The organism is Marinobacterium sp. xm-g-59, assembly GCF_013283315.1.
In the GTDB taxonomy this organism is placed as follows: domain Bacteria; phylum Pseudomonadota; class Gammaproteobacteria; order Pseudomonadales; family Balneatricaceae; genus Marinobacterium_E.
In genome coordinates, this window is record NZ_WBYR01000002.1 from 174,971 (window position 1) to 187,263 (window position 12,293).

Consider the following 12,293-nt stretch of genomic DNA (forward strand, 5'->3'; position numbering starts at 1 on the left):
TTTTCAACCCTAAAGAACAAATCTGTTACTAAGCTTGGCGGCAATTGTCATTGAGAACTGTTTTAAGACCGACAATGATTACTAACATCCAAAAACCTGCATATAGAGCTTTAACCCTATATTTATTCAGTATTTTTGGATGTTTTGACTAAAATCTATAAATATATAGTCAGAACCTTTTAGAAAAATAAGAAGTCAGGTGAACGAAATGGCAATAAACAACCGGATTTTGCGGCGCAGCAAAAACCAATCCCCGGCATTCTCACGCCGTCTTCTGCCTACCCTCGTAGGCAGTGTAGTTTTCATGAGCCAAGCTCAGGCGATTGAATTTAATCTGGGAGAAATTGAAGGACGTTTTGACTCTCAAATCTCTGTCGGTTCAAGCTGGCGTATGGATGATCCTTCTTCCAAACTGATTTCGACCTTTAATGGCGGCCAGAGCCGTGGTTCAGGTAGTTATGATGATGGCAACCAGAACTTCTCCAAGGGTGAAACTTTCACTCAAATTGTCAAAGGCGTACACGACCTGGAGCTACGCAAAGATAATGTAGGTTTCTTTGGACGCGCAAAATACTGGTACGATGCAGAACTGGAAGATGGCAACCGCTCCCATGGTCATTCACCAAATGGATATACGCCCGATACAACTCTGAACGATTCAGACTTTAACGACTTCTCCAAGTTCTCTGGTTTTGAGATCTTAGATGCCTACGTCTTCGCTGGCTTTGATATTGGTGAAAGCGAAAAGCCACTTGACCTCCGCATTGGTCGTCAGGTCATAAACTGGGGTGAGAGCACCTTTATTCAAGGCGGTCTGAACTCGATCAACCCATTTGACGTAAACGCATTCCGTCGTCCAGGCGCTGAAGTTAAAGAAGGCCTGCTACCTGTCAATATGGCCTTTGCTTCCCTAGGCGTAACAGATAACCTCAGTATTGAAGGCTTCTACCAATTTGAGTGGGAACCGACCGCTATTGATGGCTGTGGTACCTATTTTTCAAATAGCGATTTTGCAGCACAAGGCTGTGACGGTATTCGCATAACTCTACCTCTGAATGATCAACAATATTTTAACCCTGCATTTTCTGTTCGTGCTTTAGGTTTTGAACCGGTTATCAAACGAAATAGTATTGACGGTATAGTAGAAGCCGATGATGATGGTCAATTCGGTTTCTCTGCAAAATACTTCGCTGAAAACCTTAACAATACCGAGTTTGGTTTTTACTTTGCGAAATATCATAGCCGCCTCCCACTCACCAGCGCTTATAATAGTTCCAGCAATGCTGGGGACTTCGTGACTGGAGCAATAAACGGTGCAACCGCAGCTAAAAACGCAATTTTTTCTGCTGTTTATACTCAAGTTACAGGTCAACCCCTTCCAGCAAATCCAGCAGATTTCGACCCTGCGGGCGAAGCTGCTGCCCAAGCAGCGGTTGATGCCTCTGAAGAAGATATTGCAAGAGCAGGACAGCTGGGAGGGATTGGAACTCTAGTCGATGCCAACTATATCACCAGCTATCCTGAAGATATTGAGATGATTGGTATGAGTTTTAACACTAACCTTGGCGATGTTGCATGGTCCGGTGAGATTAGTCATAAGCGCGGAGTTCCAGTACAAATAAATGGACCTCTCCTTGTAGCTGCAATCATGCGTCAATATGCCCCTCTTCTCAGCCAAGATCCTTTAAATCCAGATCCAGCATCTGGCAATACCGCCGCTGATGCATTAGTAGCCAATGCGGGCCAAGGGGGATTTATAAAAGGATATGGCGAATTTGATATCACTCAGGCTCAGACAACCTTTATTAAGTTCTATGACCAGGTATTGGGTGCCAGCCGCCTGGCCCTAATTGGTGAACTGGCCTGGACGCACGTTCATGGGCTTGATGAAGACGCTAACGCTCTGAAGTATGGCCGTAATGGTGCCTACGGCTATGCTGCCGGAGACACTGAAGGTTTCGTGACCCAGGATTCCTTTGGTTACGTTGCCCGTGCTCATCTGACTTATCCAAACGTTTTCGCAGGAGTGAATTTGTCCCCACAAATCAGCTTCAAGCACGGTATTAAAGGTTATGGTCCACAGCCGGGCGCTGCCTTTAATGAAGGCGAAAAAACTCTGGGCCTGAGCCTGACTGCTGATTACCTGAATAAATACAGCGTTTCACTGTCTTACACGGATTACTTTGGTGGCAACTTTAATTCCATTGAAGATCGTGACTTCATTTCACTGAGCGCAAGCGTTTCATTTTAATTATCAGCAGACAGATGGAGAGATCATCAATGTATAACACTAAAAAATTACTGCTGAGCACTGCATTATTACTAAGTTCTGGCTCACTCATAGCGGCTACTACAGCTGAACAAGCGGCTGAGCTGGGTGCTTCACTCACGCCTATAGGTGCAGAAAAAGCAGGTAATGCTGCAGGCACGATTCCGGCCTGGAACGGTGGATTGGCTGGCAGCTCTGATCGCTACAACAATCCGTTTGCAGACGAACAACCACTGTTCACGATTACCGCTGCCAATGCAGAACAATACAAAGACAAGCTGACTCCTGGACAGCTGGCGATGCTGAATAAGTATCCTACCTTCAGCATCCCGGTGTACCCGACTCACCGAACTGCGGCGATGCCTCAGGAAGTGTATGACGCGGCCAAAGCCAATGCGACAACGGCACAGCTCACTGATGGTGGTAATGGCCTTCAGGGGTTTAACACTGCCATTCCATTCCCTGTCCCGAACGATGGTTTGGAAGTGATCTGGAACCATATGACCCGCTATCGTGGCGGCGCTTTGGAACGGACCTTTGTGCAGGTTCCGGTGCAGGCTAACGGCAGCTTCACACCGGTGAAAATCAACGAGAAGATGTCCTGGCCAACTCACCTTAAAGGCGGCACAAACCCGGAAAAAGATGCGAACATCCTGTTCTACTTTGTACAGCAGGTAAAAGCCCCTGCCCGTCTGACCGGTAACGTACTCTTGGTTCATGAAACCATGAATCAGGTTACACAACCACGACAGGCATGGACCTACAATGCAGGTCAGCGCAGAGTGCGTCGGGCTCCTCAGATCGCCTATGATGCTCCGGGTACAGCGAGCGATGGTCAGCGTACGACAGACAATCTGGACCTGTTTAACGGCGCACCTGACCGTTACAACTGGAATCTGGTTGGCAAACAGGAGCTGTATATCCCATACAACAGCTTCAAGCTTGCAGACCGAGGTCTTAAGTACGAAGACATTCTCAAACCAGGACACCTGAATCCAGAACTCACACGTTATGAATTACACCGTGTCTGGAAAGTCGAGGCGACATTGAAAGAAGGCGAACGCCACATCTACGCAAAACGCACCTTCTATATCGATGAAGACAGCTGGCAGATCGCCGTAGTGGACCATTACGATGGCCGTGGCGAGCTGTGGCGTGTAGGTGAAGCGCATCAGTTCCAGTATCGTGATGCCAACGTACCTTGGTTAACGGCTGAAGCTTTGTACGACCTTCAATCCGGCCGTTATCTGGTTGGCAGTCTGACAAATGAAGAGGGTGATGGTTTCGACTTTACCCAGCGCTTCAAGCATAAAGACTTTACCCCTCAGGCGATCCGTCGACTGGGAAAATAACAAGTTATCTCCAGCAAGGTAACAACAAAAAGCCCTCTCATATGGAGGGCTTTCCATTTGAATTCTGAAGTGTATTAGCTGTAACAGCAGTCTTTGCTGACTTCTTTGCTCACTTGGGTTAAAACTCAATCCTGTTCCAGTGGTTTTTACCATATCCTCTTTCAGGGCTTGTATACATTCCTTGCATTGAGGCATTTCACGACCATAACGTTCCCAGTCGAGTTCTTTTTTTGCCATCGCATCTTGCATGACTTCCTCTAAACACTGGTTACATTCAACCGGGATATCCACACTCGCTTTCATCAACCCACTCCTACTGACGTGATCTAATAATAGTAGACGCTGTGTCAGAAATTTCTTTAGGAGTTTTTCCTAATTAGAACCACTCTCTACCAAAGTCCAAATGGCTGATAGCTGATGACTGATAAACAGGTGACTGGAGAATCGAGGGCAGGCTTATTTTGAAAGCGCTGAATTAATAAGTTCAGCTGTGATTTCCGGGGATTCAAGAGGGAAAAGGTGGCCGCCATCAACAGCAACCAGATTCATTTCAGGAAAGTTGCGTTGCCACCAGCGTTTATCATGACGGTTAAACAAATGACTCTTACGACCGTAGATGACAGTACCGCGTACACGCTTAAGGCACCGGGGTACATCCAGTAAGACATTGCGAAAAACATCCGCTTCGATATCTGCTGAGATGCTCAGCTCAACACCCTGCTCGTTTTCGGTTAAACCGTGTTTGATATAGTCAGCAAAACATGCAGGATGAAAATCTTTGAACAGGCTTTTACCTGCAAAATAAGCTTCCGCTTCTTCACGACTGGCAAACTGAGCCCGCCTTTTAGCGGCTCTTCCGGCAGGAGTAATCCGATCCATAAGGCCCAGGGCCTTACACAGTTTCAAGGCATAACGTTTGCGTTTACTGAATACCACCGGATCGAGCAGGATAACCTGTCTAAAAAGTTCAGGTTTTAACGCAGCGGCTATCAGGGTGACAACAGCTCCGGCTGAATGACCAACCCCAATTACGGGCTTATTATGCTGCTGTTCGATCTCAGCAATCAGTTCCTCCGCGTAATTACGCAGACTGCCATTCAGTGGGTAATCCCCGTGCCCCATCTTTTCAACGCAGCTGACTTCATGCTCAGGTAATAAGCTGAACAAGTGGCCATAGCAACTGCCGGGGAATCCGTTAGCATGGCTGAACTGAATCACTGCTATACCTCCGACGGAGCATGCTGCTTAATCAATAACTGCACCGATGTACGGGCAATATCCTGAAGGTCTTCACGGTTGACATAAATACCGTCATTAAATAACCGACACAAACCATGAATAGAAGCCCATGCAGACTGAGTTATTCTCAATGCGGGTAAAGACGGTTCAAAAACACCTTGTGCTTGTAACTCTTTAATCCAGTTCAGTAGGACACGAAAACTGTTATGGGATACTTCCTGTAATGTTTGTGTTGGGATGCCGGTTTTCCAGATATCGCGGCCATACATCAGATCATAAGTTTCGCGTTGCTCATCAGCAAAGCGGATGTAGGTAATCACGTAGCGCTCAAACTGCTCAACAGGACTCAGCTCTTTTGCGTTTTCGTTCAAGGCTTCAACCAATTGATCCTGAAGATGGAAGCCCTGTTCTGCTATTGCGCAAAGCAGTTCATTTTTGTCTTTGAAGTGATGATAAGGCGCCGTACGAGACACGCCTGCCTTGTCCGCCAGTTTGCGAATTGAGAGGCTTTCAACGCCCCCTTCAGCAATCAAATCCGTCGCTGCCTGCAACAAGGTAATCCTGAGATCACCGTGGTGATATGGTTTTTTTCTACTGTTCATGGGCGCAATCTATCAACCAATCTTGACAGTGTCAAAATAGATCACTATCTTGACACTGTCTAGTTTAATAATAAAAACCTAAACAGGATTGTTTTCAGATGAGCTATAGCTGTTTTGACCTCAACGTTGAGAAACACATTGCCCGGCTAGAATTTAAACGCCCCGAAGCCTGCAACTCCATGAACAGGGACTTCTGGATAGAGTTTCCGGAAGCCATCAGAGCGCTGGATATTGAAGGAGACACCCGGGTACTGGTCATCAGCTCTCAGGGAAAACATTTCTGTTCCGGAATGGATCTGGAGGTTTTTTCTCAGCCGGACCAAAACCTGTTCAATGGTGAAGCCGGTCGCAGAGCAGAATCTGTGCGCCGTCTGGTTATGCAACTGCAAGAATGTTTTATGGTGTTGGAAACCGCACGCTTTCCGGTTATCTCCGCGATTCAGGGTGGCTGCATAGGCGGCGCTCTGGATCTGGTGTGTGCCACTGATATGCGTTACTGCACTGAGGATGCCTATTTCACCGTAAAAGAGACGGCGCTGGGCATGACTGCAGACCTGGGGACCCTGCAACGTTTACCAGGCCTTATACCGTCTGGGCTCGCCCGAGAACTCGCGTATACCGCACGTAAAATGCATGCTCAGGAAGCTCAAACATCCGGACTGGTAAATCAGACCTTCCCGGATCAGGCATCGATGCTGGATGCAGTAATGGGCATTGCCCAACAGATTGCTGCCCACTCCCCTCTGGCAATCACTGGCACCAAGCAGATGATCAACTATGCTCGGGATCACAGCCTGCATGACAGCCTCAGTTACATGGCTACCTGGCAGTCCGGCATGTTTCAACCTAATGACATGATGCAAAGCTTCAGCGCGAAGGTTTCTGGAAAAGCCGCTGTATTTGAACCATTACGCAAAATAACCCAGCCACTTCAAGCTGCCGACTAAAACAATAACGATAAAGAGATACTAAGAATGACGACAACAGCCTACCCTAATCTTTTACAGCCCCTGGATCTGGGTTTCACCACTCTGAAAAACCGTGTCCTGATGGGTTCTATGCATCTGGGTCTTGAAGAAGCCCCTAATGGATTTGAACGTATGGCTGAGTTTTACGCAGAACGTGCTCGTGGCGGTGTGGCACTGATTGTTACCGGTGGCATAGGCCCAAACAAAGAAGGTGCGGTGCATGGTCATGCTGCACAGATGTCCACACCAGAAGATGTAAAAAACCACCGCATCGTGACGGATCGGGTACATCAGGAAGGTGGCAAGATCTGTATGCAGATACTGCATACGGGTCGCTATGCCTACAATCCTCAGCCGGTTGCGCCATCTGCAATTCAGGCACCGATCAACCCATTCCCACCCAAAGAGCTTTCGGAAGACGATATTGAGCAACAGATCAGAGATTTTGTGAACTGTGCATCCCTTGCAAAAGAAGCAGGATATGACGGTGTCGAAATCATGGGGTCAGAGGGCTATCTGATTAACCAGTTTATTGCCGCACGCACCAACCAGCGCGATGATGGCTGGGGGGGTGAATATGACCAGCGTATCCGCTTTGCTCTGGAAACCGTTCGAAGGGTGCGTGAAGCCGTCGGTACTGACTTTATCATTATCTACCGCCTTTCCATGCTGGATCTGGTTGAAGGCGGTAGCAGCTACGAAGAGATCGTTCAACTTGGACTGGCGATTGAACAAGCCGGTGCCACCATCATCAATACCGGCATCGGCTGGCATGAAGCCCGCATCCCTACTATTGCCACAAAGGTTCCTCGCGCTGCGTTCACCTGGGTGACAGCCAAGGTGCGTAAGGCACTTAATGTTCCGGTCATCACCTCAAACCGAATCAATATGCCCGATGTAGCCGAAGAGGTCCTGGCCCGTGGTGATGCGGATATGGTCTCTATGGCCCGTCCTTTTCTGGCAGACCCGGAATTCGTGAAAAAAGCGGCCGAAAACAGAGCCGATGAGATCAACACCTGCATCGGTTGCAATCAGGCTTGTCTGGATCATGTGTTCGTGGGCAAGCTGACGAGCTGCCTGGTTAACCCCCGTGCCTGTCATGAAACAGAACTGGTCATTACCCCAGCCACCGATATTAAGAACATTGCTGTAGTCGGTGCAGGACCAGCCGGTTTAGCATTTTCCACCACCGCCGCTCAACGCGGCCACAATGTCACTCTGTTTGATGCAGCATCCGAGATCGGTGGCCAGTTCAATATTGCCAAGCGCATACCGGGTAAAGAAGAGTTCTATGAAACCCTGCGTTATTTCGGCAAGCAAATTGAGCTCACGGGAGTAAACCTTCAGCTAAACACTAAAGTAACTGCAGAAACACTTCAGGAAGGCAGATTCGATCAGGTTGTACTTGCCACAGGCATCAGCCCTCGAACCCCGGATATTGAGGGTGTTAACCACCCGAAAGTGCTCAGCTATCTGGATGTTATGAAGGGTGCTGAAGTTGGTCAGAAAGTCGCGATCATCGGCGCAGGCGGTATTGGTTTTGATATCTCAGAAGTGTTAATCCATCAGGGTGAATCCACCAGCCAGAACATCTCCGCCTTTATGCAGGAATGGGGTGTGGACATGAGCATGAACGCCCGTGGTGGTGTTGAGAACATGAAACCCGCCTTTGAACCGGCTGCGCGTGAGGTATTCCTGCTGCAACGTAAGAAAAGCAAGGTAGGCAGCGGTCTGGGTAAAACCACTGGCTGGATACACCGTACCGATCTTGCCAAGAAAGGTGTGACAATGCTTAACAAATGTGAGTACCAGAAGATCGATGATCAGGGCTTACACCTGCTGGTCGATGGCGAACCGCAGTTACTGGAAGTTGATAATGTCATTATCTGTGCTGGTCAGGAGCCGAAACGTGATCTGGCTGACCAGATTAAAGATGTGCCGGTCCATCTGATCGGCGGTGCTGATGTGGCGGCGGAGCTGGATGCCAAACGTGCGATTCATCAGGGCACGCAGTTGGCTGCAACAATTTAAACACCCACTCCACCTATAAAGGGCAGCGGTTTTGAACAACCCTGCCCTTTTTTATGACCGTAAACGCCACCTTTTTCCCTATCAATTTTCACAGTAATTCAAGCACCTAAGCAGGGTTTGAAAAATAATGTCATAAAAACTGGTGACTTTTGTTATTGGCGATTCTATACCTAATAAAGCATGATGCAGGTAACCTTTCAGAATCATCAGGAAGGGCCACCAAATATAAAAATAATTACTGGTTATCAGATGCTCAAAAGAATTACTGGCAGTTCGTTACTGATACTCTGCTCACTATTTACACCTCTATCTCCATCTTCGGCCTCAGAACAACTGACGTCAGACCGTCTGTCTACTTCAGCCCTCACCCGCGAAGGTGCTGAAAAGTCACTGCTGTTATCCGTCGCTAATACAGGTAAAAGACTGGTTGCTGCCGGAGAGCAAGGCGTCATCGTTTACTCGGATGATCAGGGCAAGAAGTGGCATCAGGCATCAGTACCTGCCAGCGCACTGCTGACCAGTATTAAATTCACGGATACTCAGACTGGCTGGGCGATTGGTCACGATGGTCTAGTGCTTAAAACCACCGATAGTGGCTCCAGTTGGAAATCCGTTCTTAGCGGTAACGACATTAACCAGTTACGAATCACGGCTCTTGAAAATCTGCTCGGTTCCATGACAACCGATGACTTCACACCCGAACAGATTGAAGATACCGAATATGCCTTGGATGATGCTGTCATCGCACAGGAAGAAGGACCAACTTCACCCCTGCTGGATATGCTGTTTCTGAATTCCAGCCACGGTTTCCTGATCGGTGCCTACGGTACGATGCTCGAAACCAGAGATGCGGGACAAAGCTGGCAGTTTATAGGGCATGAGCTACCAAACCCGGAAGGTTTCCACCTTAACCGCATCTATCAGCTTAAATCAGGCCGTCTGCTCATTCTCGGTGAAGCCGGACTTCTGCTCGCCAGTGATGATAATGGTGAAAGTTGGCTCAACCTTGATTCTCCTTACGATGGTTCCTTCTTCTCAGCAGCAGAATCGGATTCTTTGTACATCATGGGTTTACGTGGGAACACTTTCCGTTTTGATGATCAAAACCAGAACTGGCAAAGTGTTGAGCTGCCGGTCGCAGCCACCATCAACGATGCCATTGTGGTGGATGACCAGATTATTATGGTCGGTCAGGGCGGCACGCTGTTGCGCCAGAAAGGCACTGGATTTGAGCCTCTGGGTAAACGTCAGCTGCGAACATTTACGTCCCTGACACAGGTGGCTGATTCACTGGTGATTACCGGTGAAACCGGCATTGTGCACCTATCGCTTATTGGTAAGGAGGCTGCACAATGAACAAGCTATCCGCTCTGCTTTTGTGGCCTATCCAGACCAGTGAACGCCTGGCCGAATACTTTCTCTATACACATCGCAAACTGGTACTGGGCCTGTTCCTGATTGCTACTGTGATTCTGGGCTGGCAAGCAAGCCAGATCCGCCCGGATGCCAGCTTTATCAAGATGATCCCATCCTCGCATCCCTATGTTGAGAACTATATCAACTACCGCGATGACCTTGCCGGATTAGGCAACAGTATCCGTGTGGTGGTGGCTGCAAAAGATGGGGATATCTTCACAGCAGAATTTCAGGAAACGTTGAAAAACGTTACCGATGATCTGTTTTTCATTCCCGGTGTCGACCGCTCCGCCCTGAAATCTATCTGGACCCCTAACGTCCGCTGGACCGAGGTTACCGAAGAAGGTTTTGTCGGCGGCCCGGTTATTCCCGCCAAATACGACGGTTCCGAGCAAAGTCTGGAACAGGTACGGACTAACATTCTGCGTTCCGGTCAGGTAGGTATTCTGGTTGCTAACGATTTCCGCTCTGCGATGGTTCAGGTGCCGCTGTTTGATAAGCACCCGGATACCGGTGAACGCCTTAACTACCAGAGCTTTTCGGAACAGGTTGAAGAGCTGATTCGTGATAAATACAGCTCAGACGCCGTCGATATTCACATCACCGGGTTTGCCAAAATCGTCGGTGATCTGATTGATGGTGCGACTGAAGTGGCTCTGTTCTTTGCCGTGGCTATTCTGATTACCCTGGCCCTGCTCTATCTCTACTCCGGCAGTGTTATGGGTACGATTGTGCCACTAATCTGTTCCCTTGCTGCGGTTATCTGGCAGCTGGGGCTGCTCAAAATGCTCGGCTATGGCATCGACCCCTACTCCATGCTTGTGCCGTTTCTGGTCTTTGCCATTGCAGTCAGCCACGGTGTGCAGATTGTAAATACAATCACTCTGGAATCCGCAACCAATGGCGCCGATAAGATTCAGGCATCGCGCCATGCATTTAAAACCATCTATATTCCCGGACTCACAGCCCTGATCTCAGACGGTATTGGGTTTATTACACTGATGGTGATTCAGATTCAGGTGATTCAGGATCTGGCAGTCGCAGCATCGGTTGGTGTTGCAGTAATCGTACTGACCAATCTGATGCTACTGCCACTGCTGATGAGCTATGTAGGTGTGGGTAAAAATGCGATCGCCCGGGCAAAATGCAATATTGCAAAAGAGAACTCTCACTGGCGCATGTTCTCTGTATTCGCCACACCTAAAGGTGCCACCATGGCGATTACCGTTGCCCTGTTTATGCTGGTTGGCGGTTTATACTTCAGTCAAGATCTGAAGATCGGTGATCTGGATAAAGGCGCACCAGAACTACGGCTGGACTCCCGTTACAATCTGGATAACGCCTTTATCACCGACAACTACTCCACTTCCAGCGATGTCTTTGTGGTGATGGTCGCAACTGAAGAGGAACAGTGCAGCAGTTTCCAGACCCTGTCACTGGTTGACCGCTTCCAGTTCTACCTGCAAGGCATTGAAGGGGTGCAATCCAGCATATCCTTAACTGATGTCTCTGAGCGGGTAACTGCGGGCCTTAACGAATGGAACCTGAAATGGCGCTCTGTCAGCCGCAACCAGTTCGTAATCAACGCCTCTCTGGCTTACGTTCCGGCAGGTCTGATGAACAGTAGCTGCTCTCTACTGCCAGTCATCGTTTTCCTGGATGATCACAAAGCCGAGACCCTGAAAACCATCACCGCTGCCGTAGAAGACTTTACCAACAACCATCAGGTTGAAGGTATCGAGTTCCTGATGGCCGCGGGTAAAGCGGGTTTCGAAGCCGCAACTAATGAAGTGATTGAAGACGCCCAGTACGAAATGCTGATCTGGGTATATTCCGTCGTCAGTATTCTCTGCCTGCTGACCTTCCGATCCATCAGCACAGTGATCTGCATCATCGCGCCGCTGGCACTGACATCCGTTCTTTGTCAGGCATTGATGGCCCAACTGGGTATTGGCGTTAAAGTCGCTACCCTGCCTGTAATTGCTCTGGGTGTAGGTATTGGGGTCGACTACGGTATCTATATCTATTCGAAGATGAAAACCTATCTGGAACAAGGCCATAGCCTCGCTGCAGCTTATCTGGAAACCCTGCAGAGCACCGGTAAATCAGTTGCCTTCACCGGCCTAACGTTAGGTATTGGTGTGGTCCTATGGGTACTATCACCCATCAAATTCCAAGCGGATATGGGTATCCTGCTGACCTTTATGTTTATTTGGAACATGCTGGGTGCGCTGATTCTGTTACCGGCGATTGCCTGCCTGCTTAATCCTTACGGTAAGACGAGCAACAAAGTAGAGCCCTAGAATATTTAGAGTTTAAAGGTGTGCAGGCTGGTGAAAAGAGCAAAATCAAACACGATAGAGTTTGGATAGAAAACCAAACTCCAAATGATTTTGCTCTCCCCTTTATATAAATT

The 12,293-nt window shown here is 48.6% G+C and carries 8 protein-coding genes; 6 read left to right on the forward strand and 2 right to left on the reverse strand.

Features of this window, described 5'->3' with window-relative positions; all coding sequences use genetic code 11:
• Positions 1–208 precede the first annotated feature (208 nt).
• Both XMG59_RS03325 and XMG59_RS03330 read left to right on the forward strand, forming a co-directional pair.
• Positions 209–2,251, forward strand: coding sequence for a DUF1302 domain-containing protein (locus XMG59_RS03325; RefSeq protein WP_173498282.1), 2,043 nt, complete (start codon positions 209–211; stop codon positions 2,249–2,251).
• Positions 2,252–2,280: 29 nt separating this feature from the next.
• Positions 2,281–3,621 (forward strand): DUF1329 domain-containing protein, encoded by a 1,341-nt coding sequence (locus tag XMG59_RS03330; protein WP_173498206.1) that lies wholly within the window; start codon positions 2,281–2,283, stop codon positions 3,619–3,621.
• A 456-nt stretch (positions 3,622–4,077) separates the two neighbouring features.
• Here XMG59_RS03330 and XMG59_RS03335 read toward each other — a convergent pair whose 3' ends face one another.
• Positions 4,078–4,839: an alpha/beta fold hydrolase gene (locus XMG59_RS03335; protein WP_173480466.1), complete on the reverse strand. Its 762-nt coding sequence runs from the start codon at positions 4,837–4,839 to the stop codon at positions 4,078–4,080.
• A 2-nt stretch (positions 4,840–4,841) separates the two neighbouring features.
• Positions 4,842–5,462 carry a TetR/AcrR family transcriptional regulator gene (locus XMG59_RS03340; protein WP_173498207.1) on the reverse strand — a complete coding sequence of 207 codons (621 nt, stop codon included), beginning with the start codon at positions 5,460–5,462 and terminating at the stop codon, positions 4,842–4,844.
• Positions 5,463–5,560: 98 nt separating this feature from the next.
• Between XMG59_RS03340 and XMG59_RS03345 the strand changes: the two genes are divergently transcribed.
• The 4 genes from XMG59_RS03345 (at position 5,561) to XMG59_RS03360 (ending at position 12,180) form a co-directional block, all read left to right on the forward strand.
• Positions 5,561–6,409, forward strand: coding sequence for a crotonase/enoyl-CoA hydratase family protein (locus XMG59_RS03345; protein ID WP_173498208.1), 849 nt, complete (start codon positions 5,561–5,563; stop codon positions 6,407–6,409).
• A 27-nt stretch (positions 6,410–6,436) separates the two neighbouring features.
• Positions 6,437–8,461, forward strand: a complete 2,025-nt coding sequence (locus XMG59_RS03350) for an FAD-dependent oxidoreductase (RefSeq protein WP_173498209.1) — start codon at positions 6,437–6,439, stop codon at positions 8,459–8,461.
• A 249-nt stretch (positions 8,462–8,710) separates the two neighbouring features.
• Positions 8,711–9,817: a YCF48-related protein gene (locus XMG59_RS03355; RefSeq protein WP_173488551.1), complete on the forward strand. Its 1,107-nt coding sequence runs from the start codon at positions 8,711–8,713 to the stop codon at positions 9,815–9,817.
• Entirely contained in the window at positions 9,814–12,180 is a 2,367-nt protein-coding gene (locus XMG59_RS03360) for an RND family transporter (protein ID WP_173488550.1), read from the forward strand. The genes XMG59_RS03355 and XMG59_RS03360 overlap by 4 nt, the downstream gene beginning before the upstream one ends.
• Positions 12,181–12,293 lie beyond the last annotated feature (113 nt).

What these genes read in the sequence shown, in the direction of transcription:
- XMG59_RS03325 (WP_173498282.1), top strand. Translation starts at nt 209, where the DNA reads ATGGCAATAAACAACCGGATTTTGCGGCGCAGCAAAAACCAATCCCCG.
- XMG59_RS03330 (WP_173498206.1), top strand. Translation starts at nt 2,281, where the DNA reads ATGTATAACACTAAAAAATTACTGCTGAGCACTGCATTATTACTAAGT.
- XMG59_RS03340 (WP_173498207.1), bottom strand. Translation starts at nt 5,462, where the DNA reads ATGAACAGTAGAAAAAAACCATATCACCACGGTGATCTCAGGATTACC.
- XMG59_RS03345 (WP_173498208.1), top strand. Translation starts at nt 5,561, where the DNA reads ATGAGCTATAGCTGTTTTGACCTCAACGTTGAGAAACACATTGCCCGG.
- XMG59_RS03350 (WP_173498209.1), top strand. Translation starts at nt 6,437, where the DNA reads ATGACGACAACAGCCTACCCTAATCTTTTACAGCCCCTGGATCTGGGT.
- XMG59_RS03355 (WP_173488551.1), top strand. Translation starts at nt 8,711, where the DNA reads ATGCTCAAAAGAATTACTGGCAGTTCGTTACTGATACTCTGCTCACTA.
- XMG59_RS03360 (WP_173488550.1), top strand. Translation starts at nt 9,814, where the DNA reads ATGAACAAGCTATCCGCTCTGCTTTTGTGGCCTATCCAGACCAGTGAA.